This window comes from Sphingobium sp. TKS, assembly GCF_001563265.1.
In the GTDB taxonomy this organism is placed as follows: domain Bacteria; phylum Pseudomonadota; class Alphaproteobacteria; order Sphingomonadales; family Sphingomonadaceae; genus Sphingobium.
This window is the reverse complement of the sequence record NZ_CP005088.1, coordinates 40388-67019: the sequence shown is the minus strand read 5'-3', so window position 1 is coordinate 67019 and position 26632 is coordinate 40388. Positions and strand designations below refer to the sequence as shown.

The window sequence follows — 26632 nt, the reverse complement described above, 5'->3', positions numbered from 1 at the left end:
CGATTCTCCTCGATGATTTCAGGCCAGTCTCGACTGCCTCGATGGGGTGCGACTCCGGCCCATTGACTCTTAGCGCCTTTGGAACAAAAAAGGAACAAACAACCGCCGAGTCATAGGAGGCCCTTCATGACGGAAAGAGGGGCACGTCCCCATGTCGCTGCGCTGCGCGCAAAAATCGCCGAGATCGAGGGTGGTGATCGCCGGGCGCGGTCGGTGTTGCCGTTCGGGATCGAGGTGATCGATTCGAAGCTGCCGGGCGGCGGCCTGGCGCTGGGCGCGCTGCACGAAGTGGCGGGCGGCGCGCAGGGAGCGACCGATGGCGCTGCGGCCGCCTTGTTCGCAGCCGGCATTGTCGGGCGGATCAGCGGCAGCATCCTCTGGTGCATGACCCAGGCCGATCTGTTCGCCCCGGCCATCGCCCAAGCCGGGCTCGATCCCGACCGGGTCATCTATGTGGAAGCCCGCGACGAGACCGCGCTGCTTTCCTGTTTCGAGGAGGGGCTGCGCCATGGTGGTCTGGGTGGCGTGGTGGCCGAGGTCGCGCGGCTGTCGATGACCGCCTCGCGGCGATTGCAACTGGCGGCGGAAAGCACCGGCACGATCGGTATCGCGGTGCGCCGCTGGCGGCGATCGGCCGAAGCCTCGGACCTTGGGCAGCCGACGGCTGCGGCGACGCGCTGGCGGGTGACGGCGGTTCCCTCTGAGTTGCTGCCGGTGCCGGGTGTCGGGCGGCATCGCTGGTTCGTCGAACTCATCCGCTGCCGCGCGGGCGAGAGCGCTGATTTTCTGGTGGAAGCATGTGATGCGACAGGTTGTCTCGCTCTTCCTGCCGACCTGGCCGACCGATCGGCTGCGTCGCAGGCTTGGGCGGAACGCGCCGCCTCCTGACGCGGCGCTCGTCCTGGTCGGCATGGAGGGTAATCGCCGCGTGCTCACCGCGGCGAATGCGGCCGCGCGCGCGATCGGGCTCCATGCGGGCATGGCCGCGACCCAGGCGCAGGCGCTGGTGCCCGATCTGCTCATCATGGACGCAGACCTGGAGGCGGATAGGCAGGCGCTGGAGCGACTCGCCATCTGGTCGCTCCGCCGCTACGCCCCGATCATCGCGCTCGATCCGCCCGATGGGCTGATGCTCGACATCACCGGCGCGGACCATGCTCATGGGGGAGCTATGGGAGTGTTGCGCGACATATTGAAGCGCCTGGCCGAAGTGGAAACGGCGGGACGCGCCGTCTGCGCGCCGGCCTATGGCGCTGCCCATGCATTGGCGCGTTATGGCGCTGACCCCTTTCGTGTGGTCGACCCGCTGGAACTGGCCGATGCCATTGGCGATCTTCCGCTTGCCGCGCTACGCCTCGACCGTGCCACGATAATGTCGCTCAGCAAGCTCGGCCTCGAAACCATTGCCGATCTGGAGGCCATGCCGCGCGCCTCGCTCGCGCTGCGGTTCGGGTCCAAGCCGGGCCAACGGCTCGACCAGGCCTATGGTCGGGCATCGGAACCCTTCGAGCCCATTGCCGCGCCCGAGCGCATCGAGGTCGAGCGGCGTTTTGCCGAACCGATCGGCGCGCCCGAGACGCTGGCGCGCTACACGCACAAGCTGGTGGACCAGCTCTGCCAGCAGTTGGAGGAGGCGGGGGTGGGCGCCCGCCGACTCGACCTGCGTTTCCATCGCGTCGACAATGGGATCGAGGCGATCCGTGCCGGGCTTGCAAGGCCCAGCCGGGACCGCAAGCAGATGGGGCGACTGCTCTGCGACCGGATCGAGACGGTCGATCCGGGGTTCGGGGTGGAGCGCATGTTGCTGGCGGCGCCGGCGGTCGAGCCTTTGCGTTTCCGCACCATCTCCAACCTTGGCGATGTGCCGGTGCCCGATGTGGCCGCGCTGGTCGACATATTGGGCAACAGGGTAGGGGAGGAGCGGCTCTATCGCTATGCCGCGCGGGAGAGCGATATCCCCGAACGGTCGGTGACCAGGATCGCGCCCATGGCCGATCCGACGCTGCTCCGCTGGCCCGAGCGCTGGCCGCGCCCGGCGCGGCTGTTCGCGCGGCCTGAACCGATCGACACCATGGCGCTGCTTCCCGATCATCCTCCGGTCCATTTTATCTGGCGCGGCATCCGGCGGCGGGTGAAGCGGGCCGATGGCCCGGAACGCATCTATGGCGAATGGCATATGAGCGAAGCGGAGTGGCTCAGCGTCCGGGATTATTTCCTTCTCGAGGATGAAACAGGCGCGCGCTACTGGGTGTTCCGACAGGGTGACGGCATGGACAGCGCGACCGGCGGACAGGGCTGGTTCCTGCATGGGCTTTTTGGCTGAACACCAATGCCCTGTTGCCCTGCCAATGTGGGTTGATCATAGGCCTTTGAAATGGACGAAAAAGTGAAGGACCAGATTCTGCGCGCCACGGAGCGCGCGCCGCAATGGTTGCGCAATGACCTTGCCTCCAAGGATGCGGGCGTGCGCGCGCAAGCGGAGGAGATCCTTGCGACGACGATCGCTAACGCGCTGGCCAATGGAACCGGCGCGCCCGCGGAGGATTAGGGGCGCAGATTCGTTGGAGCCTGGGATGATGCGTGCCGTGGAGATTGCCGTGCCTGCGCTTCCTCTCCTCGCTATCCTTATGCTGATGGGATCTTCGGCGGCTCAAGCTGTCGATCATCACAAAGCTCTACGTGTCGTGTGCGCGCAGGGCCGCAGCTTTGGGCTTAGGATCGAAGGTCGGCAGGCGCATGTGCAACTGGCCGACAGCGAGCTGGTGCTCGTCCGCAAGCCTTCGTCGCTGGGTCAGCATTTTCGCAACGGGGACGCGACGCTGATCCTCGACGATGACTATGTCGCCTTTGTCCAGCGCGGTGACTGGGGCTGGCAGGATTGCCATATCGACCAGCCTTCCGGTTCAGATCGGTGACGAATCCATCTTGAATTGCTACGGAAAAGGCATAGCTTCAGCTTGTCGCCCCACTCTTGGAGCGACATCTCCCCTCAACCTCGGCCCCGCCGTTGAGTTAGGCTCCGGCGGGGATCCTTTTATCCTGGACCGATGGTGCCGACAGCGGCAGCATCGCGCTCAAATTGGCGGAGTGACCGCCGTGCCCGTTGACTCTCTGCCCATTGGAACAAATAGCGAACATATGCGCTATGATGTGAGAATCGGCAGGTGCCGCCATGCGATATGCTGAACTCCAATGCGCCTCGCATTTCTCCTTCCTGCGCGGGGCATCGAGCTGCGAGGAGCTGTTCACCCAGGCGGAAGCCTGTGGCCTCGACGCCCTCGCCATTACCGATCGTAACAGCCTGGCCGGAATCGTGCGCGCTCATGAGGCAGCAAAGGTCACCGGCGTCCGGTTGATCGTCGGTTGCCGGCTCGATCTTGCCGAAGGTCAGTCGCTGCTGGTCTATCCCATCGACCGATCCGGCTATGCCCATCTCTGCCGGTTGCTCAGCCGCGGCAAAAAGCGGGGCGGGAAGGGCAAGTGCATCATCGGCTGGGACGATGTCGCGGATTTTGCCGAAGGGCTGCTCGCCATATTGCTGCCCGGCGAGGTGGAGGAGGCGCAAGCCGTGATTTCGCGCTTCGCCAGGATCTTTGCCGGACGAGGCTATCTGGCGCTGACGCTGCGCCGGCGGCCGGGCGATCAACTGCGGCTGCACAATCTCTCCAACCTGGCCGCACGGCATGCGGTGCCGACGGTGATCACCGGCGATGTTCTCTATCATCATCCGCACCGCCGGGTGCTCCAGGAGGTGATGACCTGCACCCGTCATCGCTGCACGATCGATGAACTCGGCGCCCGCCGCGAACTGTATGCCGACCGCTATTTGATGCCGGCTGCGGAAATGCACCGTCTCTACGGTCGCTATCCCCAGGCGCTGGCGCGGACGCTCGAAATTGCCGACCGCTGCCGCTTCTCGCTCGACGAGCTCAAATATCAATATCCGGAAGAAGCCAGCATAACGGGCCTGACGCCGCAGGCGGCGCTGGAGCAGATGAGCTGGGAGGCGGCCAAGGTCCGCTATCCCGAGGGCGTGCCTGACAAGGTCGCGCGCCTGCTGCGCCACGAACTGGGGCTGATCGCAGAGCTTGGCTATGCGCCCTATTTTCTGACGGTGAACTCCATCGTCCGCTTCGCACGCAGCCGGGACATTCTCTGCCAGGGGCGGGGATCGGCCGCCAACAGTGCGGTCTGCTATGTCCTGGGCATCACCTCGATCGACCCCGAACGTTCCGACCTGCTGTTCGAGCGGTTCATCAGCCAGGAGCGGAAGGAGCCGCCCGATATCGACGTCGACTTCGAGCATGAGCGGCGCGAGATCGTCATGCAATGGGTGTTCGACACCTATGGCCGCGACCATAGCGCGCTTTGTTCGACCGTCATCCGCTACCGCGCCAAGGGCGCGATCAAGGATGTCGGCAAGGCGCTGGGCCTGTCGGAAGATCTGATCAAGGCGCTTTCCGGGCAGGTCTGGGGGTGGAGCGAGGAGGGCGTGCAGGAGCGCCATGCCGAGGAGCTCAATCTCAATCTCTCCGACCGGCGGTTGCGTCTGGCGCTCGATCTTGCGCGCGAACTGATCGGCACGCCGCGGCATTTGTCGCAGCATCCCGGCGGCTTTGTCCTGACCCATGACCGGCTTGATGAGCTGGTGCCGATCGAACCAGCGGCCATGGCGGACCGGCAGGTGATCGAATGGGACAAGGATGATATCGATGCGCTCAAATTTATGAAGGTCGATTGCCTGGCGCTGGGCATGCTGACGGCGATGAAGCGCGGGTTTGATTTTCTGGAACAACATAAGGGAATCCGCATGGACCTGGCTTCGATCCCGCCCGAGGATCCGCGCACCTATGCGATGATCCGCGCCGCCGACACGCTGGGCGCCTTCCAGATCGAGAGCCGGGCGCAGATGGCGATGCTCCCGCATATCAAGCCGCGCACTTTCTATGATCTGGTGATCGAGGTGGCGATCGTAAGGCCCGGCCCCATCCAGGGGGATATGGTCCATCCCTATCTGCGCCGCCGGGCGGGCAAGGAGAAGGTCGAATACCCCAAGCCCGAACTGGAAAAGGTGCTGGGCAAGACGCTGGGCGTGCCGCTGTTCCAGGAACAGGCGATGCGGGTCGCGATCGAATGCGCAGGGTTCACCGCATCCGAGGCCGACCAGCTGCGGCGCGCCATGGCGACGTTCAAGTTCACCGGCGGCGTCTCGAAATTCAAGGAAAAGCTGGTGAGCGGCATGGTCGAGCGCGGTTACACGGCGGAGTTTGCCGAGAAGACCTTCGGGCAGCTCGAGGGCTTTGGCAGTTATGGGTTCCCGGAAAGCCATGCGGCGTCGTTCGCGCTGATCGCCTATGCGTCCTGCTGGCTCAAATGCTGGCATCCTGAGATTTTCTGTGCGAGCCTGCTGAATGCCCAACCCATGGGCTTTTATGCACCGGCACAGATCGTGGCCGATGCCCGCGCGCACCGGGTGGAAGTGCGGCCGGTCTGCATCAATGCTTCCCGCTGGGATTGTACGCTGGAGCCGGCGGATGGGGATCGGTTCGCGGTGCGGCTCGGCATGCGGATGGTCACGGGGCTGAAAGAGGCTGACGCCGCTCGGATCATCGTGGCGCGGGCGGATGAACCGTTTGTCAGCGTAGAGGAGCTATGGCGTCGGGTCGGGGTAGGGATAGGCTCGCTGAACCGGCTGGCGGAAGCCGATGCGTTTCGCGGGTCGATGCGCCTGGCGCGGCGGGAGGCGCTTTGGGCGATCAAGGCGCTGCGCGACGAGCAATTGCCACTGTTTGCTGCCGCTGACGCGCGGGAGAACGGGCTCGTCCAGGAAATTGTCGAGCAGCCCGTCGCGCTGCGGCCGATGAGCGAGGGGAGGGAGGTGGTCGAGGATTATGGCCATGTCGGCCTCACCCTCCGGCAGCATCCGGTGTCGTTCCTGCGCGAGGAATTGCTGCGGCAGAAGATGGTGCCTTGCAGTGCGCTCGATCGCACCAAAGACGGGCGCTATATCTGGCTGGCCGGACTGGTGCTGGTCCGGCAGCGGCCGGGATCGGCCAAGGGCGTCATGTTCATCACCATCGAGGATGAGAGCGGGATCGCCAATCTCATCATCTGGCCGCGCATGTTCGAGCAGAACCGGCGGATCGTCATGGGGGCGCGGATGATGGGACTCTATGGGCAGGTGCAACGTGAGGGCGAGGTTGTCCATGTGATCGCGAAGAAGCTCATCGACTTGTCGCCGTTGCTGGGTTCGCTGGGTCAGAGATGGGAAGCTGGCCCTTCCTCACTCGGTCCAGACGACAGAGCGCTCAGCCACGTCGGTCCTGACACTGGGGCGGTTTTGGCTGGTCCGCCCAACCCACGGGACATCCTCGTGAGAGATCTGCACATCGATCAGGTCCGCGACCGGCCATTGATAAAGAGCAGAAATTTCCATTGAAGCTATCGCGGAAAGGCTTCAGGCACAGCAGATTTTTGGAAACTCGGGGACGTACCCGAATGTCGGCTTAGGAAACACCAAATCAAGAAAGCTGCCGTTCACAGCTCATAGAAAGTTGAGAGCCCGAACGTGCTCATTCAAGTCGCCTGAGCTTTCGGATGGCCGTATAAAGGGCTTCCTGCGAAGCAATGGTAGAAAGGTTGATCGCTGGCGGTCGCCGTGTTCGTCGGAGTGAGGATGGATGTGTGGAGAGTGACAGCCGTGTAACGTGATTGCCATGCTCGCCCGCGTCACCTTGCAGCACACGGTGAATTCTGTAAGAGGTTAAAGCGTTGAATATCGGGGGATAGACATTGGGGTTACCGCGCGTCAGGTTGCTGCAGATTGGCGATCTGCATCTGCCGTCGGCTGCTCGCACTGAAAGGTCGGTGGACCAAAAGGACCGTACTTTCTCAGTTGAGCTGCGCAACGTCATTTCTCGTCAACCCATCAAGACTGTCTTCAAGCGCATCTATCGAATGTGCGAGGCAGAGGAGATTGATGGAATTCTGCTCATGGGAGACATGACCGACTTTGGTAAGTTGGACGGCTATAGGGCGGGCGCGGCTTACGTTGCAAACGCATTGCAACTGGGCAAGGGGCGTCGCAACGCGTTGACCTTCTGCGGTATCGTGCCGGGAAATCACGACATTGATCGCAACTTGGCGAAAAAGCCGAGCATGACGGCAAAATTCGGCCCGCTCAATGCCGCATTGAGCGCCGTCGGATTGGAGCAGATCCCGGTCGAGCAATCGCTCATCCGCCATGTGGGGCCATCCGATGCGACGTGCGCGGTCGTATTAATGAACAGCTGCTGGGGATGTGGAGCGGTTGAATACATCCCTGCGGAGTTTCGTGATAGTGTGGGGCCTGCAATCGAGGCTGCGATCGCGGCGGGTGATCCAAAGGTCCTGAGCGCATACTACGACCGCCAGTTTGACACACCGGCGTTCTCCGACAACAGCATAGCGCATCTCGTAGAGACTGCTGGTAAGATGCCCCGGGAGGAACAGTTGGTCGTGGTCGCTCATCACAACCTGCTCCCTCAGCGCATGACCCGCCTTGCCCCCTATACCGAACTTGTCAACTCTGGAGCGGTTCGCGCCTCGTTAATGGAAGCCGGAAGGCCAATATTGTACCTGCATGGCCATATCCACACCGACCCGGTCGAAGTGCTCTCCGTTCCGGGCGGTGACGCACTTGTCTGTATCTCCGCGCCCGCCGCTGAGGACGGGTTCAATATAATAGAAGGCTCTGTTGCAAAGATTGGCGGCAGTCAGAGGTAGGCTGTCGCTCTGCGCCGATCAGGCGGCTGCTGCGAAATGGTGGTTGAGCATGCCCATGGCCTCCGTCAGCGCCGAGGGCCCAATGCCAAAAGCTCTCTCCACAAGGCGCACCTCGCCCCTGATGCCGGGCTGCAGGCACCAGGGGCGAGCCTGTCCTTTGCGCAGGGCTCGCATGACTTCGAATCCCTTGATCGTGGCATAGGCCGTGGGGATCGATTTGAAACCGCGCACCGGCTTGATCAGTATCTTGAGCTTTCCGTGATCGGCCTCGATCACGTTATTGAGATACTTCACCTGCCGGTGGGCCGTCTCCCGGTCCAGCTTTCCTTCGCGCTTCAATTCGGTGATCGCTGCACCATAGCTCGGCGCTTTGTCGGTATTGAGCGTGGCAGGCTTTTCCCAGTGCTTCAGGCCTCGCAGGGCCTTGCCCAGGAACCGCTTCGCTGCCTTGGCGCTGCGGGTCGGCGACAGGTAGAAATCGATCGTGTCGCCCCGCTTGTCGACTGCCCGGTACAGGTAGGTCCACTTGCCCCGCACCTTGACGTAGGTTTCATCCAGGCGCCAGCTCGGATCAAAGCCACGCCGCCAGAACCAGCGCAGCCGCTTCTCCATCTCCGGGGCGTAGCACTGGACCCAGCGATAGATCGTCGTATGGTCGACCGAAATGCCGCGTTCCGCCAGCATTTCCTCAAGGTCGCGATAGCTGATCGGATAGCGACAATACCAGCGCACCGCCCACAGGATCACATCACCCTGGAAATGGCGCCACTTGAAATCCGTCATCGTTCCGTCCGTCCAATCTCCGCCAAGCATGCTCAAGCTTCACGATTTTTGCAACAGAGCCCTACAGCGCAACCATATTGCCAGCGGAGCGAGAGCAGAATGATATTGGCAGTCGGAAACACTAAGGGCGGTGTCGGCAAGACGACCCTTGCCGTCAACCTCGCGGTGGCGCGCGCGCTTGCGGGCCGCGACCTCTTGCTGGTGGACGGCGACGAGCAGGGGACCGCCCTCACCTTTACCGAGCTGCGCGCCGATCGACTTGGGCAAGCTGGCTATACCGCCGTTGCGCTCACCGGCGCGGCGCTTCGCAGCCAGGTCCGCCAGCTCGCGGCCAAATATGACGATATTATCATTGACGTGGGCGGCCGTGATACCGGCTCGCTGCGCGCCGCGCTCACCGTGGCTGACACGTTGCTGGTGCCGGTGCAGCCGCGCAGCTTCGACGTGTGGGCGCTTGACCAGGTTGCGGCGCTGGTGGCCGAGGCGCGCGAGATCAACGAGGGCTTGCGCGCCGTCGCCGTGCTGAACGGCGCGGACGCGCAAGGGGCCGACAATGAGGCCGCCTTGGAAATGATCGGCGACATTGAGGGGATCGAGGTGCTGCCCACGTCGATAGTGCGGCGCAAGGCGTTCCCGAACGCGGCGGCCGAGGGCAGGGCGGTAGGGGAGCAATCGCCGCGTGACGCCAAGGCGATCGACGAGCTGGCCGCATTGGTCAGCGCGGTATTTGTATAGCATAATGATAGCGGAGTGAATTTCGATGGCTATCGCTCGTAAACCGAACAGCAAGCCCAAGTCGCCGATGGATGAGGCGGCGGCCGATGCCTTCATTGCCGGGGCGGCCAAGCCGAAGGCCGAGCCGATCGCGACCGAGGCCGACGAGGCGGGGCAGGGGGCCGAGCCGCGCAAGTCGCCGGTGATGCTCCGTTTCGATCGCGCGTTGCTGGCGAAGGTCGATGCAGCGGCCAAGCGGCGCGGGATCAGCCGCAGCGCATGGATACAGTTCACGGTGAGCCGTGCGCTCGATGCCGGCGAGGGGTAGGGCCGGCTAGGGCGAGGCGGCCCCGGCGCGCGAAAAGTGAGTTTTGGGGTAGGGGTTCACCTTTGGGCGGCGGGCGCGCTGAAATCCACCAGCACCGGCATTTCGGGTATATCGCCGCGCAGTTTGGCGCGGCGGACGATGCTATGTTGGTCGATCAGGTTTTGCGCGTCACGACGGCCGCTCATGGTTTTCGGGAGCCACATCATAGAAACCCGCTCGACCTTGCGCCCCTTCTTGATCGGGGTGAACTCGACCCAGAAGGGGCAGAGCTTGTTGATTTCCTCCTGGGCGACCTTGAGGCAGTATTTGTTGAAATCAGCGAACCGTTCCAACTTGCCTTCCGGCACGTTGAGCAGGCCGCGTAGCTCCGCAATCGTGAACTCTTCGCTTTGCTTATATTCGAGGCCGATACGGCGTTCGATCATTTCATAGAGGCACAGCGCGTATTTCGACTCGAAACAATACATCACTTGCGTCTTAAGTCGCGCATAGACCTCGCTGTTACGCAAAATCTCAATCAGTTCTTCGGGGATGCGGTAATGCAGGAAGCCGTCTTTTTCGAGGCTTTCGTCGCTGGAGCCGAGAAGCTGAACGCGGCGCTTGTAGCTCTTGCCGCCCTTGCGGATCGTGACGATGGCGATTGTGCCCATCAGGCGCAGCAGCGAGCTTTCTATGCGCTCGTTGCCTTGGTGCGTGCCCTTGAGCGCGGTTTTGGCGATGCGGTGAATGACCGGCTCGCTGATCCGCTCCCAGGCGTTGGCAATCAGCAGATTGTAGATTCGGCGATCGGCGAGGGTGAGGGGGGACAGCTCGACAATATCGACCAGCTCGCCGGGTTTGACGATTTCCCCGTAATTGGCGGGATCGAACGGGTTTCCGCGCCCCTTTTGCGAGAGGGTGAGGGCGGTATCATCGCCTAGGGCAATCTTTGCCTTTCCGTTATTTACAGGTGAGCTTGCGCGAGTCATGTCCTCACTTTAGCAGCAACGGTGAGCTAGGCAATTCCTAAAGCTCCCCGATGGAGGGTGGGGAGGGGATACCCCAAACCTCACCGTTGATTTGGCGGCTACCCCAACACTCACCGGACTCGACCCCAAAACTCACTTTTACCGACCCCAAAACTCACCGAAGGCTACCCCAACACTCACGCGACTCGACCCCAAAACTCACTTTTCGGGGCAATTTTTCTTGGTTTTCTGCGGGTTTGAGGCACCCTGAATCTTGAATCTAAGAAGAATCTTTGAATCAGAACGCGAACGGTGAGTTTTAGGTGAGTTTTAGGGTAGCCCTGCCTGTGGATAACTCCGAACTCGCCGCATCGTCAGACCCGAAGAAGGCCCAGTCGGCCCGAAGCTGCGATTTTGGTCATCTTGGAGAACACGTCGGGAACGGGCTGGTTGTTGTTGACGATCGCCCATGCGAGGAACGACGTTCCGCTCCGATAAGGGAGCGGCGTTATGAGCCTTGGCGTTTCGAGTGGGGATCTGATCGGCTCCTGGAGCCTGAGTTTTTCGGACATCGCGTTCGTGACCGGCAAAGCGGAGACGGCACGACTGGGATTGGCGGTTCAGCTTAGATTTTTCGCCGGGCATGGCTTCTTTGTGCCGGATCATGCGTCGATACCCTCCGACGGTGTCTTGTATCTGGCGGAGCAACTTGGTCTCGATGCCAAATCCGTGAACCACTATGATTTTTCCGGGCGCACCGCCCGCCGGCATTGCGCGGAGATTTTGCGGCATCTCGGGTTCCGCCGTATGACGCAGACGGATCGCAGGGCGTTGTCGAGGTGGATTTCCGACGATCTTTGTGCGGGCGGGCAGCCGATCAATGCCATGCTCGAGCATGTTTTCCTGTGGTGCCGCGACCGCCGTATCTATGGGCCGTCGCGCAAGGAGCTGGAACGCCTCGTCCGTTCGCAACGACACCTCTATCTGGAGGCCCTGTTGGCCCGAGTCCGCGATCGGCTTGCGCCGGATGCGGTCGCCTTGCTGGAAGCCTCGCTCGCCGATCCCGATGGCCCGACCGGCTTCAACACGATGAAGGGGGATGCAGGTCAGGCGACGCTCGAAAACATTCTTGGCGTGACCGCCAAACTCGCCTTTATCCAACGGCTTGCTCTTCCCCGAGATTTCCTATCGGTCACGGGCAAGGCATGGGTCGATCAGATCGTTCGCCGGGTTGCCGGCGAGAAAGCCTCGGAGATGCGCCGGCATGTACCGGCGCGCCAGCTCGGGCTCTATGCCGTTTATCTGATGGCGCGGGAAGCTCAGCTTACGGATGCGATGGTCGACCTGCTGATCGAGACGGTCCATAAGATCGGATCGCGCTCGAAACGCAAGGTGGTGGGCGATATCGCGAAAGACATCGAGCGGGTCTATGGCAAGGAGCGACTCCTGGTCGAGATTGCCAGCGCTTCGATCGACGATCCATCCGGGCGCATCTGCGATGTCATTTTCCCAATCGCCGGCAAGGACAAACTGGCGGCGATCATCAAGGAAAGCCAGGCAAAGGGCGCCTTGGATCGGCGGATCTACAAGGTGATGCGGAGGTCATGGGCCAATCATTATCGCCGTATGCTGCCAAGCCTGTCAACCGGCGCGCAAAGTTGACCCCCTATCGGCGCCCAACATTGACCCCCTTTTTCGTGAGTTCCGGCGGTTATCCCGGTAGTCCATAGGAGGGACCCGCGGACGCCGACGCGCGCCGTCAGGAGCGCTGGCGGCGGCGTCCGCGGGAGGTACCTGTGGACCCACCGGGGTAACCGCCGGGGATGGGGGTCCGGGGGAAGGGGTTTTTCCCGTCTCTTAGCTTCGGTTTTTGAACCGCCAGCTGTCGTTGCCGGTTTCGATGATGTCGCAATGATGCGTGACACGGTCCAGCAGCGCCGTCGTCATTTTGGCATCCTGGAAGACGCTAGGCCATTCGCCGAAGGCGAGATTGGTGGTGATGATCACCGAGGTCTTTTCGTAGAGTTTGCTGATCAGATGGAACAGCATCTGGCCTCCTGACCGGGCGAACGGCAGATACCCGAGCTCGTCCAGAACCACGACGTCCAGGCGGGCCATCTGGGCGGCCAGGCTGCCGGCCTTGGCCTGCCGGGTTTCTTCCTCCAGACGATTGACCAGATCGACGGTATTGAAGAACCGGCCCCTGGCCCCGGCGCGGACCACCGCAGCGGTGATGGCGAGCGCGAGATGCGTCTTGCCGGTGCCGGTGCCACCAACCAGCACGATATTGCGCCGTTCCGGCAGGAACGAGCCGGCATGGAGCGAACGCACCAGGCTCTCGTTGATCGGTGTGTCGGCGAAGACAAAGCCGTCGAGATCCTTGATGGCCGGCAGCCTGGCCGCAGTCATGCGATACCGGATCGAGGCGGCTTCACGGTGGGCCGTTTCGGCGCGTAGCAGATCGCCAAGCATCTCCATGGCGGTCCGGTCACGGCGGATGCCATTGGTGACGGCATCGTCGAACGCGGCGATCATGCCCTTCAGGCCCAGCCCCTTGAGGGCTGCCAACATCTCATGCCGCTGCATTGAGGCCTCGCACCGTATCGTAGCGCGCGCAATCGGCAATGGGCGGATGCTTGAGCCTGAGATCGACGACAACATTGATCGCCTGCACAGGCTGTGGTTCGCGTCGGCGCGACAGGATGTTGAGAATGACCTCGTCATTGGCCGTGCCCGCCGCCATGGCTTCGCGCACGGCAGCTTCGACTGCCTCCAGGCCATCCTCGGGCACCGCTGCCAGTACCCGTACAAAGCGTCGGTCTGCGTCATCGCTTTTGCCCAGCTTGCGGCGCAGCTGGGCCAGGGCCGGCGGAAGATCCCAGTCCTGGAAGGGAGCGCCGTTGCGCAATGCGCCTGGCTTGCGGATCAGGACCGGCAGATAGTGCCAGGGATCGAACTTCGTCTGATTGCGGCCGAACAGGCGGGCATGCTCGGCGACCACCTTGCCGGCACAACGGATGACGACCCGGTCGGCATAGGCGCGCAGTTGCACCGCATGCCGGGCAGCAACGGCCATGACCGAGTAACGGTTGCGATCGAAGCTGACGAGGCAGGTCGAGCTCGCCACATGTTCGCTCTCGAAGAAGCCGTCAAAAGGCGTGGTGAGCGGCTGTAGGGAGGGTCGTTCCATCTCCAGTGCCTGGGCGATGGTCATATCTTCCATATCCGGATGGGCATAGCGCTCGGCCCATCGGCGACACTCGGCCTCCAGCCATGCGTTCAACTCTTCCATGCTGGCAAACCGCAGACGTGGCTTGAACAGCCGTTCCCTGCCGGTCTGGACCTGGTTCTCGACCTGTCCCTTCTCCCAGCCTGCCGCCGGGCTACAGGCCACCGGCTCAACGCCATAATGATCCGTCATGATCAGGAAGCGCCGGTTGAACACCCGCTCCTTGCCAGTGAACACCGTCGTCACCGCGGTCTTCATGTTGTCGTAGATGCCGCGCGTCGGCACCCCGCCGAGAAAAGCAAAGCCCCTGGCATGGGCGTCAAACACCATCTCCTGGGTCTCACGCGGATAAGCCCGCACAAAGGGCGCCCGCGACCAGCATAGCCGCATATGCGCCACCTTAACCCGCATCGGCTTGCCGGCGATCTCCACGTCCTCGTGGCTCCAATCAAACTGGTAGGCCTCGCCAGGCCGGAACATGAGCGGGATGAACACCTTGCTCATATCCCCGCTGCCACCGGCGTGGCGCTCCTGCTTCCAGCGGGCCGCATAGCGCCGCACCGCATCGTAGGAGCCGGTGAACCCCTCACGTTCCAGCAGATCATGAATCCGCGTCAGCCGCAGTCGCTCGCGCCGGGGGCGCTCTTCGTTCTCCGCCAGCAACTCATCTAACCGTTCGCGAAATGGACCGGTCTGCGGACGATGCTGCTCCTTCCTCTCGTAGCTGAAATCCGCCTCCGGAGCACGGATCGCCTTGCGCACCGTGTTGCGCGACAACCGTAAATCACGCGCAATCTCTTTGATCGGCTTACCGTCCCTGTGCTCCCTGCGTATCTTGGCAATAGTCTCCACAATCAACATCCCCGTCCTCGCCGCCTGGAAGCCCAAGCCGCGACGCCTCACACTCTGGAATGATGGGGGTCAATTTTAGACGCCGATCACCCCGCTAAGGGGGTCAATTTTGCACGCCGCTCCACAGCCAAGCCTGCTTTCGGCACTGGAGTTCCGGTCGAACAACGCCGTGTGGCGTCCGGTGCTGGCGGCCCTGGACTGGATCAGAAGCAAAGTGGATGATGGATGCCGCTACGTGCCGCCGCACGCAGTGCCGGTCGACGAGGTCATTCCGGCGAGATGGCGCAGTTCCGTCATTGATGAAGAGGGGCGCGTAAACCGGATCAGTTATGAGCTTTGTGTCCTCGCGCAACTGCGCGATCGCATCCGTTCTAAGGAAATCTGGGTTGTCGGGGCGGACCGATACCGCAATCCCGATGACGATCTTCCCAAGGACTTCGATGCGCGGCGAGAAGCATATTACACAGGATTGAACCTGACGGCGGATGCGCGTGCATTTTCAAGCGCCATCCGGGAAGAGCTTGCTCAGGAACTGTTGCTCCTCAATGCCAATATTCCCCGGAACGACAAGGTTCGGCTGCTGTGGCGCGGCGAGAACCGTATATCTCTCACCCCGTTCAAACCCTTGCCCGAACCCAGGGGTCTCGCCTCGATCAAGACCGAGATCGGCCAACGCTGGCCGATGACCGGGCTGCTCGACGTACTGAAGGAGGCTGCCCTTGATACGGGACTTCTCGAAGCGTTCGAAACATCGGCCTCGCGTGTTGCACTGCCGAAAACCGCGCTGGATCAACGTCTCCTGCTATGCCTCTACGGCCTGGGAACGAATGCCGGGCTCAAGCGGATCGCCGGCGCCACCCCCGATGTCAGCTATGAAGAGCTGCTGCATGTCCATCGCCGCTTCGTTCATGCCGCGGCGCTCAAGGAGGCGTGTGCCAGGGTTGCGAATGCGACCCTGGCAATCCGCAATGCTGCAGTCTGGGGGGACGCCGGCACGGCCTGTGCGTCAGATTCCACAAAGTTCGGAGCCTGGGATCGCAACCTGATGACGGAATGGCATGCGCGTTATGGTGGACGGGGCGTCATGATCTACTGGCATGTCGAACGACGCGCGACATGCGTCTATTCCCAGCTCAAGCGCTGCTCTTCCTCCGAGGTCGCCTCCATGATCGAGGGCGTGCTGCGCCATTGCACCGACATGGAAATCCAGCGACAATATGTTGATAGTCATGGCCAAAGCGCGGTTGGCTTTGCATTTTGCCGGCTTCTCGGATTTGAGCTTGCACCCCGCCTGAAAGCGATCGCTCGCCAGAAGCTGGCTCTTCCCGATGTCGGCATGCGAACGCGGCTTCCCCACTTGCAGCCGATCCTCTCCAGTCCGATCAACTGGGATGAGATCGAGCAGCAATATGACGAGATGGTCAAATATGCAGCCGCGATGCAGACAAAAACCGCCGACCCGGAGGCGATCCTGCGCCGGTTTAGCCGCTCCGAGGTGATGCACCCGACCTACAAGGCGTTGAGTGAGCTGGGCCGCGCGGTCAAGACGATCTTCCTGTGCCGGTATCTGCGCGAGGAGTCCTTCCGCCGCGAAATTCATGAAGGCCTGAATGTCGTTGAAAACTGGAACAGTGCCAATGGGTTCGTTTTCTTCGGCAAGGGCGGCGAGATCGCCACTAACCGCATCGATGAGCAGCAGCTCTCGGTCCTGGCGCTACATTTGCTGCAAGCGTCGCTTGTCTATGTGAACACCCGAATGCTTCAGAGCGTGCTGGTGGAACCGAAATGGACGGGCCGGATGACGCCGGATGATTATCGCGGCCTCACACCGCTGATTTACAGCCACGTCAATCCTTATGGCCGCTTCGACCTCGATCTGAATAGCCGGATCGATTTTGGGCGGCTTGCTGCCTGACCGGGGCCTTTCCGCTCGCACCATTTGGGTGCACCCGAACGTGACGATCGGAAGTGACATATACGACATGTCACAAAAGGGTGGTTCCGTCACCAATGTTACTGTACGAGGGCAAAGCCACCCTAATGTGACGGATTTGCCCATGACCCGCGTCGGCTACGCCCGCGTCAGCACCATCGACCAGGATCTCGACATCCAGGTTGCCCGGTTGAAGGCAGCGGGCTGTGAAATCCTCCGCTCCGAAACAGGCTCGGGCGCATCGCGCACTGGACGCACGGAGCTTGAGACGATCATGCAGTTCCTGCGCGCCGATGACGAACTCGTCGTCCTGCGTCTCGATCGGCTCGGTCGCTCCACACGCGATGTTCTCAATCTGGTTCATGAACTCGACCAGAAGGGAGCCTCATTGCGGGTGCTTGAGCCGGAGGTGACGACGGCCGGAAGCATGGGGCGGATGGTGATCACCATTCTGGGCATGGTCGCGGACATGGAACTGACGTTCATCAAGGACCGGCAGCGCGCCGGGATCGAGGCGGCGCGCGCCGAAGGCGTCTACAAAGGCCGGAAGAAAAACATCGATGACGATGAAATCCGACGCCGGATCACCGCCGGCGCGAGCAAGGCCAGCGTCGCGCGCGACCTCAAGATCTCAAGAATGACCGTCTATCGGGCGCTTGACGTCATTCCTTCAAGGATCGGGCTGCCGGAAAAGCCGCCTTCTGTCACCATCGCCCTGCATCTGACCATCGAGAACTTCAACAAGCATGGTCGTGGCAGAAAGCCCGCTCGCGAGCGCATTGAGGCGATGCTGGAGCGGGATTACCAGATGCAAAAGACCGGGAACTGCGATTACACGCTGACCGTCGCCTATGATCAGGGTGCCGATGGCGTCAGCCTCGATGATGAGATCGCATCTCTCCAGACAGAGATGTTCAACATCGCAGAGAGCTACAGGTGCTCGATCGAGACCGATGTTTACGAGATTGGAGGACAAGAGCGAGCCTGGTAGATCGCCATGTTCAATCTTTGTTCTTCAACATGGCCAAAATCGCAGCTTCGGGCCGACTGGGCCTATCTGCGCAGCGGCGACACGCTGGTGGTTTGGAAACTCGACCGTCTTGGGCGCTCGATGAGCCATCTGATTGAGAAGGTCGGCGAGCTAGCGACGCGAGGTATCGGGTTCCGCTCGCTCACCGAGAACATCGACACCACCACTTCGGGCGGGATGCTGGTGTTCAACATCTTCGGCTCGCTTGCCCAGTTTGAGCGCGATCTGATCCGGGAGCGCACCCATGCAGGCCTCAAGGCCGCTCGCGAGCGAGGTCGCCCCGGTGGGCGGCGGCCAGTGGTCACACCTGACAAGCTCCGCAAGGCGCGCGAACATATCGCTTCCGGCCTCACAGTTCGCGAGGCCGCCGCGCGCCTCAAGATCGGCAAAACCGCCCTCTACAAAGCCCTCGAAGCCACGGAGAAGAACACAAAGTCCCAGCGTTCCCGGTCCGTTCGCTCTTAGCGTGCAGATAAGTCACTTTCGTGCAGTCACCCCTTTATGGACGCTAGGGCTGAAAAACGGCAACATCGGGTCCGAGCGGCCGCGATCGGCGCGGCGAGCTTCAAGATTTGTGCGCCAGACAACGATTTCGCGAACCTGGCCCGATCATCGTTGCGGGAGAGGGCGGAATCCTACGCTAAGAACCGGCAGGGGAGGGCGCGGAAAGTCCGCTAAACAACGCCCAGGCCGAACAGACGGCGAACTTGTATATTTGTATACGCCTATACATTCGCGCCCTGTGGCGCGTGGTGCTATCGCTTCAATTCAGGACGGGTTTGTCGTCGGCCGATGGATCAGCGTGGAAAAGGCCCTCCATCGGATTGTCGCGAATATACTCGCCGCCTTCGGCAAATGCCCGGAGAGGATCGTTGCCCTTCATGCGGCCAGCGGTGATTTCGCGTTCGGTCACGCGCAAAAGCACGGCCTTGTCGATCTGCCCGTCAACCAAACTCTCCTGGCGGAGCATGAGATGGTAAGTCGAAAGGTTATCGGCCAGAAAGCCGATGATCTGAGAGCCTGGGGCTTGTGCCTTGGCCAAGCCTTCGGCAGCGATGTTGGTCAACGCAATGTGCATACTTATCAGGCGGACACGGTTAAATTCGTCGCGCTCGACAGCGTGCAGTTCTATCAGCTCATCGACCAATGCTTGTAGGTCACAGCCCGGCTCGCCGATGCTTTTCATGAATCGATCGGCAAATTCCTCAAATCGTTCATTAGGCATGGTCGAAATACCTTGTGTTTGAGACGGTTTAAACGCTCTACACCTTGTCGAACTTCCCCGCGAACTCGCGATCGGCGAAATAGCGTAGCTTGGCGGCGACGATCGGCCGTTGCCCCGCGAGGAACAGGAGCTGCAAATCCTCGCGCAGCGTGCGGACCTCATCGGGCGTGAGCAAGGGGCGGCCGACATGCTGCGATCCGAACGATATGCCGGTCTCTTCCGCGTCGATCGCGCGGCTCATGCTCTCGAACACGACCGTTTCCTGGCCGAGCAGATCGGAGACGAGCTTGGCGCTGTCGTGATCGTTGACGCCGAATATCTGCAAGACGCCGGCGTTCGACAGGAAGGTGCCGGCGCGGCGCTCGTAGAGCGCGCGGAGCTGGTGAACGTCTTGCAGGATCGGCCAGAGCTGGATGCCGTAGCCGGCCATGAGGCCCATAGCGCGCTCGACGGGTTCGAGGCGGCCGAGGGCGGCGAACTCATCGAGCAGGAACAGGACGGAGCGGGCAGGGGAGGCCGGCGCGCGCGCGAGATCGGTCAGCCCTTGCGCGAGCATCAGGCGCAGCCAGCGCGCATAGGTGGCGAGCCGATCGGGCGGCAGCACCAGATAGACGCTGGTAGGCTGCGCCTTCACATCGGCGAACGTGAAATCCGAGTGCCCCAGCACCGCCGTCATGCGCGGGCTGTCGAGAAAATGGGTATGGCGCTGCGCGGCCGACAGCACGCCAGCGGCTTCGCGATCGGACTTGCCGAGGTGGCGATTGGCGGCGCGGGCGGTGAGGCCGCCTTGCGCCTGCATGGCTTCGAGCTGGGCGGCGAAGGCTTGCGGAGCGAGGGTGAGCCGGTCGCGCAGCGTGGCAAGGGTTCGTGTGCCCGCCGGCTCCTGGCAAACGATATGCAGGATCAGGCCGGCGATCAACGCCTTGGCTTCCTCGTTCCAATGCGCCTCGCCCGCTTCGCCGGGGGCGTCATAGACCAGTGCGTCGGCCAGCGTCATGCAGTCGTCGGCGAGATCGAGGCCGGCAGGGTCGATACGATCCAATGGATTGAACGCGGCCCCGACCATGCCCGTTACGCCGAAGGGATCGAGGACATGGACCGGGCCGAAGCGTGCGCGATAGTGGGCGGTGATACGCGCGTTCTCGCCCTTGGGGTCGATGCAGACGACCGGGCCGGGATAGTCGAGCAGGTTGGGGATGATGGTGCCCACGCCCTTGCCGGTGCGCGTCGGCGCGATCGTCAGCAGATGGGCGGGGCCGGCATAGCGCAGCGGCTTGCCCGATTTGCGGTCGCGGCCGATCAGCAGGCCGTCGCCATTTTGGGCGAGGGGGCGCGTCTCGCGATCGGTGGCGAAGCGGGCCGAGCCGTGGGTATCGTCGCCGGCAGGGCCACCATAGCGCAGGATCAGCGGTTGGAAGAGGGCGCGCAGCGTGACCAGGATGATGACGAGGAACGTCAGCATCATGCCGAGCTGGTAGAGATTGGAATCGCGAGCCAGGCCGAGCAGGGAGGCGAGGACGAATTGCATCCCGCCGGCCAGGACGATGCCGACGATCAGGAACAGGATCGCGGTGCGAAACAGATGGCGGATGAGCGCGAGCGGGCTAAGGGTCAGCGCCGTGATCGCCCAAATCGGTTGCTCGCGCGCGAGGCGGGCGAGGTTGCGGATCGCGCGGCCGAGCTGGCGGAACCATTCCATGCCGGATCACTTCGCCGCCAGGGCGAAATCCACCCGCACGGTCACGATGTTCATGTTGGTCCCCGCCATCACCGGGGGCGCTGCCTGTGGCACGACTGTCGGGGGAGCGGCGATGCGGGCCTCCATGTCGGCCATTTGCGGCATATAGCCGCCCTGGCCGCCATCGCTGATCGCCAGCACGCGCGTAACGCGCAGGTTGGCGGCGGCGGCATAGGCATCGGCCTTGGCGCGCGCGGCCTTGTAGGCGGTGCCATAAGCGCCGAGGTTGGCCTTTTCGGGATCGGCGACCGAGAGATTGGGGCCGGAGACGATGTTGGCCCCGGCAGCGGTGACGGCGGCGAGAGCTTCGCTCACCCGTTTGTTGTCGCGGACCCGCACGGCGACGCTGTTGCTGGCCTCATAGCGGCCCTTGTTCGCGCCATAGTCGATCCGGTTGACCGAGAGGTTGCGGGTCTGAATATCCCGCGCCGGAATGTCGAGCCTGGCGAGCGCGGCGGTGATCTTGTTCATGGTTTCCGCGTTGCGGGCGCTGGCGGCCTGCGCGTCGGCGGCGATGCTCGACAGGCCGGCAGTGAACAACGCCTGATCGGGGGTGGCTTCGGCGCGCCCCGTGCCGGTGACGGTCAGCACGGTTTCGTCGCGATCGACACCGCGAGGGTCGGGCGCAGCGGGGGTGCAGGCGGCGAGGCCGAGCAGGGGCGTGAGGAACAGGGCTGGTTTCATGGCAATCCTCCTGGGTCGTTTTTGGTGTCGATCGTGGCGAGATGTTCGGCGCAGATCGCGGCGGCGATCGTGTGGAAATGCCTCACGCGCTCGACGAGCCAGGCCAGTTCGTCGGGGGTGATTTCATAGGCGTGGGAATAGCGGGCCTCGACATAGGCGCGCTGCAACTGTGCGAAATGGCGGCGGGCCGCGCGAGTATCGCGCGGCCATGCTTCGATCAGCCGGGGGTCTAGATTTTCGGCGAGCGAGCGCAGGATGCCGAGACGGTGCGATTTGGGCGCGTAGAGCGTCAGGACGAGCAGCACGGCATTGTAAGCCCGCTCGACGGCCTGGTGCAGCATGAACGCCGCATCGCGCGGCACGCCGTCGGCGATGCTGTCCTGGGCGAGCTTGAGCGCGTGCGCGGCGAGCGGGAACCAATGGTCGCGATGGCGCAGGGCTTCGGCGTGGCGTTCCTGCGCGTCGAGCTGGCGCGGCATGGCGAGGCCCTGTCCCGGCGCTTCGTAGAGGGCAATGCCATCGCGGGCTATGTCGGCAAAGAAGGGACGGCCGCGCGCGAGCTGGTCATTTACGTCCATCAGGGAATGGACGATGAAATTGACCGGCGTTGAGAGATGGCGGGTGACGGTCAGCTCGCGCACCAGATGATCGTCGGCGACCGCCCACCATGTTTGCAGATCGGTGAAGGTCTCGGAGTTGACGACGACGAGAAGGTCATAGTCGGAGATGTAGCCGCTGGCGCGATCCTCGACCCAATCGCCGCGCGCGTAGGAGCCGAACAGGATCAGCTTGAGGATGCGGCCGCCCTTGCGTTTGTCGGAGAGCTTGGTTTTGACGGCATCCTCAAATTCATCGAACAGGACGCGGGCGACCCGTTCCAGTTCGCGGCGCTTGGCGGCGGGAAGATGATCGAGATCGGCCCGCATCGTCATCCGATCGTTGCCGGCGTGATCGCCAGCGCCGGGTCCGCGTCGGGATGATCGAGCAGCTTGAGGACGATCGCGGTGGCGAGGGGAGGGGGGACAGCTTCCGCGCGCAGCATGTCGAACAGGGCGTGTTCGTCGGCGTCGAGGTCCATGCCTTCGATCGCGAGATTGGCGCGGGCTTCGGCATCGCCTTCGCGCCACATCGCGACTTCGGCGGGGGTGCCGCGCACATAATCGAGCGCGCGGACCTGGGCGCGGATCGCCCCGATGTCGAGGGCGCGCGTCACGGTTCCTGTCCTTCGCTTGCCGGCAGCGCGATATGGGTGATGCCCGGAGCGGCGGCGATTTCGTCCACCAGGCTATCGACGGTTTCCATGCGGTGACTGGGCCAGTCGCGCGAGACGGTGACATAGCCGGCATCGGTCTGGACATTGATGGTCGCGGTGGCGGGAAGCAGATCGAGCAGCGAGGCGAGCTTGTCCTGAATGTCGGGGGTGATCCGGTCGATTCCCGGTCCGACCATCAGGAGCTGCCAGGAGAGGCGCGACGTGTCAGTCATGGGCGTTTCCTTCCGCGTTGTCCTGTCCTTCCGCTTCCGCGTCGAAGGCCCGTTTGCCGCGCCGCTTCCAGAGCGCGAGGGCGTTGCCATCGCCTTGCGCGCGGGCGGCCAGATCGAGCATCGCGCCATAGAGCGTTGCTCGATCGTCGTCGGTCAGTTCGACGAGCCCGGCTTTCTGGACGAGGCCGCCCAGCTCTATGAGATGGCGGGTGCGTTCGCGACGCTGCACGACCCATCCTCTCGTATCGGTGCGGCGCTTGGCGGCTTCAACCCTGTGCCTCGCCTGCGCCAGCTTGGTTTCCGCCTTCGCCGTTGCCGCCAGCGCGTCGCCCAGCCTTGCGCCCGCGTCCTTGAAAGAAGGCCGCGCCCCGCGAGCGCCACGCCTCCCTTTCCTCCGCGTCGGCCGATTCCACGGCGGCGAGCAGCGCACCGGCGAGCGTGTCCAGATCGAGCGCATCGGCCCCGGTCCCCGTCACCAGCTCGCCGAGTTGCTGTATCTTCTTCGCCTTGATAGACTTGGCCTTGTCGCTCAGTGCCCGCAATTCGGCGTCATAGTCGCGCGTCTTTCGCATCATTCTCTCCCTCGCGCCCGTCGAACAGAAGCCGCACAGTAGCATGATCGCGCTGGCAGGACAGCGGTTCCGAACAGAAATACGGTGAAGTCAATCACGCGAACGGCAGTGAGTGGTGAGTGCGCGCTTATAGGTCGTTGCCGACCTGCGCTAAGAAAGGTAAGTTTCGTATCGTCATGGCAATCTACCATTTCTCCGCGAAAGTCATTGGCCGATCCAGTGGATCGAGCGCCGTTGCGAGCGCGGCCTATCGTGCGGCGGAGCGGCTGCACGATGACCGACTCGGGCGCGATCATGATTTCTCGAACAAGGCCGGCGTCGTCCATTCGGAAATCATGCTGCCCGAAGGTGCGCCGGAGCGTTTAAACGATCGCGCGACCTTGTGGAACGAGGTGGAGGCCGGCGAGAAGCGCAAGGACGCGCAACTTGCCCGCGAAGTCGAGTTCTCGATTCCGCGCGAGCTGAACCAGCAGCAGGGCGTCCAGCTCGCCCGCGAGTTCGTCGAAAAGCAGTTCGTCGAACGCGGCATGGTGGCCGACCTCAATGTGCATTGGGACATGGGCAAGGACGGCCAGCCCAAGCCGCACGCGCATGTCATGTTGTCGATGCGTGAAATCAGCCCGGACGGCTTCGGCAAGAAGGTAGTCGAGTGGAACAGCACGGCGCTCCTGAAGGAGTGGCGCGAGGCGTGGGCCGACCATGTGAACCAGCGCCTTGCCGAGCTGGATATTGACGCGCGGATCGACCATCGCACGTTGGCGGCGCAGGGGATCGACCTTGAGCCGCAACACAAGATCGGGCCGGCTGCATCGCGGATGCCCGAACAAGGGCTTGAGGCCGAGCGGGTCGAGGACCATGCCCGGATCGCGCGCGAAAATGGCGAGAAGATCATTGCGCGGCCCGAGATCGCGCTGGACGCGATCACGCGCCAGCAGGCGACGTTCACGCGGCGCGACCTGGCGCAGTTCGCGTTCCGGCACAGCGACGGCAAGGATCAGTTCGACCAGGTGATGAGCGCGGTGCGGACCTCGCCCGAGCTGGTGGCGCTGGGGAAGGACGGGCGCGGCGAGGATCGGTTCACGTCGCGCGACATGATCGACACCGAGCAGCGGTTGAGCCAGGCCGGCGATCGGCTTGCGGATCGGGCGGGGCATGGTCTCTCGGCGGCGTCTCAAATGGGGGGGCGAGACACCGCCGAGAGTGGAAGCCTTGCGCTGGGAAGCCAGCAAAAGGACGCCCTGGCGCATATCACCGGCAAGAACGACCTGGCAATCGTCGTCGGCTATGCCGGCACCGGCAAATCGACCATGTTGGGCGTGGCGCGCGACGAATGGGAGCGCGCCGGCTATCAGGTGCGCGGCGCGGCCTTGTCCGGCATCGCGGCCGAGGGGCTTGAGGGCGGTTCCGGCATCCAGTCCCGCACGATCGCGAGCATGGAATATCAGTGGGACCAGGGCCGCGAGCTGCTAGGCCCGCGCGACGTGCTGGTGATCGACGAGGCGGGCATGATCGGCACGCGCCAGATGGAGCGCGTATTGTCCGAGGCCGAAAGGGCCGGCGCGAAGGTGGTCCTTGTCGGCGATCCCGAGCAGTTGCAGGCGATCGAGGCCGGGGCGGCGTTCCGGTCCCTTGCCGAGCGCCACGGCGCGGCCGAGATCAGCGAGGTTCGCCGGCAGCATGAGGACTGGCAGAAGGACGCCACGCGGGCGCTGGCGACGGGCAGGACCGGCGAGGCGATCCATGCCTATGCCGAGCATGGCATGGTCCACGCGGCCGAGACGCGCGAGGCTGCGCGGGCCGAGCTGATCGACACATGGGACGCGCAGCGGCTTGCCGATCCCGAAAAGACGCGGATCATCCTCACCCACACCAATGCCGAGGTTCGTGATTTGAACCAGGCCGCGCGCGATCGGCTGCGCGAAGCCGGCGAGCTGGGGCAGGACGTGCGGATTTCGGCCGAGCGGGGCGCGCGCGAGTTCGCGACCGGCGACCGCATCATGTTCCTGAAAAACGAGCGCGGGCTAGGCGTGAAGAACGGCACGCTGGGGAAGGTCGAGCGCGTGTCGCCCGACAGCATGGCGGTGCGGCTCGATGATGGCCGACAGGTGGCGTTCGACCTCAAGGACTATGCCCATGTCGATCATGGCTATGCCGCGACCATCCACAAATCGCAGGGCGTGACGGTCGATCAGGGGCATGTGCTGGCGACGCCGGGGATGGACCGCCATGCGGCCTATGTGGCGCTGTCGCGGCACCGTGAGGGCGTGCAGCTCCACTATGGCCGCGACGACTTCGCCGACGATCGGCGGCTTGTCCGCACGCTGTCGCGCGAGCGGGCGAAGGATATGGCGTCGGATTATCCCATGTATCGGGACCGCGACGCCGAGGCGCAATCGTTCGCCGATCGGCGCGGTCTGTCGGGCGAGATCCGATTGCCGGATGCGCCCGAGCGCAAGGGTGTGGAGCTTCTTGGCCCGCGTGCTGGCACCATGCGCCAGATGGGCGGAGATCCACGCCCACGCGAGATCGGCGAGGGCCGCGGCGCAGGGGATGCGAAGGCCGCGGCCGAGCGACAGCCGCGGCGCGGCATGTTCGACGGCTTGAAGCTGTCGGCCGAGCCGGCGAAGGCGGCCGAGCCAGCGCAGGGCGCGAAGGAAAAAGCGGCTCCCAAGCGGGGCATGTTCGATGGGCTGAAACTGTCGTCGCGCACGCCGACGCCGGCGAAGGAAGCCCCGGCGCGTGCCGAGCAGGGCCTTACCCATGATTTCCGGCGCGCGGTCGAGCGGGCCTCGCGTTCGGCCGAGGCGGTGTTGCAGGCCCGCGCATCGGGCGGGCCGGTATTGGAGCATCAGAAGGTCGCGCTCGAGCGCGCGACCGAGGCGCTGGACCAGATCAGGGCGGGGGCTTCGCGCGATATGGCATCGGCGTTCCAGCGCGAACCCGGCTTGCTCCATGAGGCGGCGGCGGGGCGCAGCGGCCCGATGATGGATGCGATGGCGCAGGAGGCCAAGGTGCGGGCCGATCCGAACTTGCGCGCCGATCGGTTCGTGGAACGCTGGCAACAGCTCTCCCAGGACCGTGACCGGCTTTATCGCGCCGGCGACATGACGGGCCGCGAGAAGGCGGGCAAGGAAATGGCGGGCATGGCGAAAAGCCTTGAGCGCGATCCCCAGGTGGAATCGATCCTGCGCGGCCGTGAGCGCGAGCTGGGGCTTGAGATGGGCATGGGGCGCGGGCGCGACCTTAGCCACCAGTTGACGCACGAACTTGGGATTGGCCGCGATCGTGGCCTTAGCCGGTAATTGGCCGACCGGAAAAATGGCCTGCCAGTCCCACGACTGGCAGGCC

Annotated in this window: 23 protein-coding genes and 2 pseudogenes; 13 read left to right on the top strand and 12 right to left on the bottom strand. The window is 63.3% G+C overall.

Going from position 1 to position 26632, the window contains the following annotated elements:
- Positions 1-126: 126 nt before the first annotated feature.
- From K426_RS29260 to K426_RS29240, 6 genes are all read left to right on the top strand, one after another.
- Positions 127-888, top strand: a complete 762-nt coding sequence (locus K426_RS29260; protein ID WP_025547075.1) for an ImuA family protein — start codon at positions 127-129, stop codon at positions 886-888.
- Positions 803-2323 carry a Y-family DNA polymerase gene (locus K426_RS29255; RefSeq protein ID WP_025547077.1) on the top strand — a complete coding sequence of 507 codons (1521 nt, stop codon included), beginning with the start codon at positions 803-805 and terminating at the stop codon, positions 2321-2323. The genes K426_RS29260 and K426_RS29255 overlap by 86 nt, the downstream gene beginning before the upstream one ends.
- Before the next feature lie 63 nt (positions 2324-2386).
- The gene (locus K426_RS32035; protein ID WP_162195970.1) at positions 2387-2548 is read left to right on the top strand and encodes a DUF6771 family protein; all 162 of its coding nucleotides are present in this window, start codon (positions 2387-2389) and stop codon (positions 2546-2548) included.
- Between the two features lie 25 nt (positions 2549-2573).
- Entirely contained in the window at positions 2574-2915 is a 342-nt protein-coding gene (locus K426_RS29250; RefSeq protein WP_025547078.1) for a hypothetical protein, read from the top strand.
- Between the two features lie 257 nt (positions 2916-3172).
- Complete coding sequence (locus K426_RS29245; RefSeq protein WP_025547079.1) at positions 3173-6439, top strand: error-prone DNA polymerase; 3267 nt, start codon at positions 3173-3175, stop codon at positions 6437-6439.
- 353 nt (positions 6440-6792) lie between these two features.
- On the top strand, positions 6793-7764 hold the full coding sequence (locus tag K426_RS29240) for a metallophosphoesterase family protein (protein ID WP_082749262.1): 972 nt from the start codon (positions 6793-6795) through the stop codon (positions 7762-7764).
- Positions 7765-7782: 18 nt separating this feature from the next.
- On the opposite strand, the gene K426_RS29235 is transcribed toward K426_RS29240, so the two are convergent.
- The gene (locus K426_RS29235) at positions 7783-8547 is read right to left on the bottom strand and encodes an IS6-like element IS6100 family transposase (RefSeq protein WP_001389365.1); all 765 of its coding nucleotides are present in this window, start codon (positions 8545-8547) and stop codon (positions 7783-7785) included.
- A 99-nt stretch (positions 8548-8646) separates the two neighbouring features.
- Between K426_RS29235 and K426_RS29230 the strand changes: the two genes are divergently transcribed.
- Together K426_RS29230 and K426_RS29225 are read left to right on the top strand one after the other, a co-directional pair.
- Positions 8647-9282 carry an AAA family ATPase gene (locus K426_RS29230; RefSeq protein WP_015460616.1) on the top strand — a complete coding sequence of 212 codons (636 nt, stop codon included), beginning with the start codon at positions 8647-8649 and terminating at the stop codon, positions 9280-9282.
- A gap of 25 nt (positions 9283-9307) precedes the next feature.
- Complete coding sequence (locus K426_RS29225; RefSeq protein ID WP_015460617.1) at positions 9308-9589, top strand: hypothetical protein; 282 nt, start codon at positions 9308-9310, stop codon at positions 9587-9589.
- A gap of 56 nt (positions 9590-9645) precedes the next feature.
- Here the strand turns inward: K426_RS29225 and K426_RS29220 are convergent, their stop codons facing one another.
- Positions 9646-10557 (bottom strand): replication initiation protein, encoded by a 912-nt coding sequence (locus K426_RS29220; protein ID WP_015460618.1) that lies wholly within the window; start codon positions 10555-10557, stop codon positions 9646-9648.
- A gap of 489 nt (positions 10558-11046) precedes the next feature.
- Between K426_RS29220 and K426_RS29215 the strand changes: the two are divergent.
- A pseudogene (locus K426_RS29215) lies at positions 11047-12177 on the top strand (DUF4158 domain-containing protein); the annotation flags it as partial.
- Positions 12178-12393: 216 nt separating this feature from the next.
- On the opposite strand, the gene istB reads toward K426_RS29215, so the two are convergent.
- Both istB and istA read right to left on the bottom strand, forming a co-directional pair.
- Complete coding sequence (istB, locus tag K426_RS29210; protein ID WP_015449229.1) at positions 12394-13122, bottom strand: IS21-like element helper ATPase IstB; 729 nt, start codon at positions 13120-13122, stop codon at positions 12394-12396.
- Positions 13109-14626, bottom strand: coding sequence for an IS21 family transposase (gene istA, locus K426_RS29205; protein ID WP_015449228.1), 1518 nt, complete (start codon positions 14624-14626; stop codon positions 13109-13111). The genes istB and istA overlap by 14 nt, the downstream gene beginning before the upstream one ends.
- A gap of 118 nt (positions 14627-14744) precedes the next feature.
- Between istA and K426_RS29200 the strand changes: the two are divergent.
- The 3 genes and pseudogenes from K426_RS29200 to K426_RS29190 all read left to right on the top strand — a co-directional run.
- Positions 14745-16532 (top strand): annotated as a pseudogene (locus tag K426_RS29200) (Tn3 family transposase); the annotation flags it as partial.
- A gap of 142 nt (positions 16533-16674) precedes the next feature.
- Positions 16675-17541: a recombinase family protein gene (locus K426_RS29195; RefSeq protein ID WP_006961816.1), complete on the top strand. Its 867-nt coding sequence runs from the start codon at positions 16675-16677 to the stop codon at positions 17539-17541.
- Positions 17542-17547: 6 nt separating this feature from the next.
- The gene (locus K426_RS29190; protein ID WP_257721832.1) at positions 17548-18045 is read left to right on the top strand and encodes a recombinase family protein; all 498 of its coding nucleotides are present in this window, start codon (positions 17548-17550) and stop codon (positions 18043-18045) included.
- 298 nt (positions 18046-18343) lie between these two features.
- Here the strand turns inward: K426_RS29190 and K426_RS29185 are convergent, their stop codons facing one another.
- The 8 genes from K426_RS29185 to K426_RS29150 are packed head-to-tail and all read right to left on the bottom strand — an operon-like array spanning position 18344 to position 23284.
- Positions 18344-18805 (bottom strand): hypothetical protein, encoded by a 462-nt coding sequence (locus tag K426_RS29185; protein ID WP_013038681.1) that lies wholly within the window; start codon positions 18803-18805, stop codon positions 18344-18346.
- A 37-nt stretch (positions 18806-18842) separates the two neighbouring features.
- The gene (locus tag K426_RS29180) at positions 18843-20504 is read right to left on the bottom strand and encodes a type IV secretory system conjugative DNA transfer family protein (protein ID WP_013038680.1); all 1662 of its coding nucleotides are present in this window, start codon (positions 20502-20504) and stop codon (positions 18843-18845) included.
- Positions 20505-20510: 6 nt separating this feature from the next.
- Entirely contained in the window at positions 20511-21227 is a 717-nt protein-coding gene (locus tag K426_RS29175; protein WP_013038679.1) for an SIMPL domain-containing protein, read from the bottom strand.
- Entirely contained in the window at positions 21224-22159 is a 936-nt protein-coding gene (locus K426_RS29170; RefSeq protein ID WP_013038678.1) for a HEPN domain-containing protein, read from the bottom strand. Before K426_RS29170 ends, K426_RS29175 begins: the two co-directional genes overlap by 4 nt.
- Positions 22156-22440, bottom strand: a complete 285-nt coding sequence (locus tag K426_RS29165; protein ID WP_013038677.1) for a hypothetical protein — start codon at positions 22438-22440, stop codon at positions 22156-22158. Before K426_RS29165 ends, K426_RS29170 begins: the two co-directional genes overlap by 4 nt.
- Positions 22437-22712: a hypothetical protein gene (locus K426_RS29160; RefSeq protein ID WP_013038676.1), complete on the bottom strand. Its 276-nt coding sequence runs from the start codon at positions 22710-22712 to the stop codon at positions 22437-22439. The genes K426_RS29165 and K426_RS29160 overlap by 4 nt, the downstream gene beginning before the upstream one ends.
- Positions 22705-22941 (bottom strand): conjugal transfer protein TraD, encoded by a 237-nt coding sequence (locus K426_RS29155; protein WP_013038675.1) that lies wholly within the window; start codon positions 22939-22941, stop codon positions 22705-22707. The genes K426_RS29160 and K426_RS29155 overlap by 8 nt, the downstream gene beginning before the upstream one ends.
- A gap of 37 nt (positions 22942-22978) precedes the next feature.
- A complete protein-coding gene (locus tag K426_RS29150; RefSeq protein WP_013038674.1) occupies positions 22979-23284 on the bottom strand; it encodes a conjugal transfer protein TraD in 306 nt (101 codons plus the stop codon).
- A 176-nt stretch (positions 23285-23460) separates the two neighbouring features.
- On the opposite strand from K426_RS29150, the gene traA reads away from it, so the two are divergent.
- The gene (gene traA, locus K426_RS29145) at positions 23461-26586 is read left to right on the top strand and encodes a Ti-type conjugative transfer relaxase TraA (protein WP_013038673.1); all 3126 of its coding nucleotides are present in this window, start codon (positions 23461-23463) and stop codon (positions 26584-26586) included.
- Positions 26587-26632: the final 46 nt, after the last annotated feature.

Excerpts from the sequence above, each read along its gene's own strand:
- K426_RS29260 (WP_025547075.1), top strand. The coding sequence starts at position 127 with ATGACGGAAAGAGGGGCACGTCCCCATGTCGCTGCGCTGCGCGCAAAA.
- K426_RS29255 (WP_025547077.1), top strand. The coding sequence starts at position 803 with ATGCGACAGGTTGTCTCGCTCTTCCTGCCGACCTGGCCGACCGATCGG.
- K426_RS29250 (WP_025547078.1), top strand. The coding sequence starts at position 2,574 with ATGATGCGTGCCGTGGAGATTGCCGTGCCTGCGCTTCCTCTCCTCGCT.
- K426_RS29245 (WP_025547079.1), top strand. The coding sequence starts at position 3,173 with ATGCGATATGCTGAACTCCAATGCGCCTCGCATTTCTCCTTCCTGCGC.
- K426_RS29235 (WP_001389365.1), bottom strand. The coding sequence starts at position 8,547 with ATGACGGATTTCAAGTGGCGCCATTTCCAGGGTGATGTGATCCTGTGG.
- K426_RS29230 (WP_015460616.1), top strand. The coding sequence starts at position 8,647 with ATGATATTGGCAGTCGGAAACACTAAGGGCGGTGTCGGCAAGACGACC.
- K426_RS29225 (WP_015460617.1), top strand. The coding sequence starts at position 9,308 with ATGGCTATCGCTCGTAAACCGAACAGCAAGCCCAAGTCGCCGATGGAT.
- K426_RS29220 (WP_015460618.1), bottom strand. The coding sequence starts at position 10,557 with ATGACTCGCGCAAGCTCACCTGTAAATAACGGAAAGGCAAAGATTGCC.
- istB (WP_015449229.1), bottom strand. The coding sequence starts at position 13,122 with ATGCAGCGGCATGAGATGTTGGCAGCCCTCAAGGGGCTGGGCCTGAAG.
- istA (WP_015449228.1), bottom strand. The coding sequence starts at position 14,626 with ATGTTGATTGTGGAGACTATTGCCAAGATACGCAGGGAGCACAGGGAC.
- K426_RS29195 (WP_006961816.1), top strand. The coding sequence starts at position 16,675 with ATGACCCGCGTCGGCTACGCCCGCGTCAGCACCATCGACCAGGATCTC.
- K426_RS29190 (WP_257721832.1), top strand. The coding sequence starts at position 17,548 with ATGTTCAATCTTTGTTCTTCAACATGGCCAAAATCGCAGCTTCGGGCC.
- K426_RS29185 (WP_013038681.1), bottom strand. The coding sequence starts at position 18,805 with ATGCCTAATGAACGATTTGAGGAATTTGCCGATCGATTCATGAAAAGC.
- K426_RS29180 (WP_013038680.1), bottom strand. The coding sequence starts at position 20,504 with ATGGAATGGTTCCGCCAGCTCGGCCGCGCGATCCGCAACCTCGCCCGC.
- K426_RS29175 (WP_013038679.1), bottom strand. The coding sequence starts at position 21,227 with ATGAAACCAGCCCTGTTCCTCACGCCCCTGCTCGGCCTCGCCGCCTGC.
- K426_RS29170 (WP_013038678.1), bottom strand. The coding sequence starts at position 22,159 with ATGACGATGCGGGCCGATCTCGATCATCTTCCCGCCGCCAAGCGCCGC.
- K426_RS29160 (WP_013038676.1), bottom strand. The coding sequence starts at position 22,712 with ATGACTGACACGTCGCGCCTCTCCTGGCAGCTCCTGATGGTCGGACCG.
- K426_RS29150 (WP_013038674.1), bottom strand. The coding sequence starts at position 23,284 with ATGCGAAAGACGCGCGACTATGACGCCGAATTGCGGGCACTGAGCGAC.
- traA (WP_013038673.1), top strand. The coding sequence starts at position 23,461 with ATGGCAATCTACCATTTCTCCGCGAAAGTCATTGGCCGATCCAGTGGA.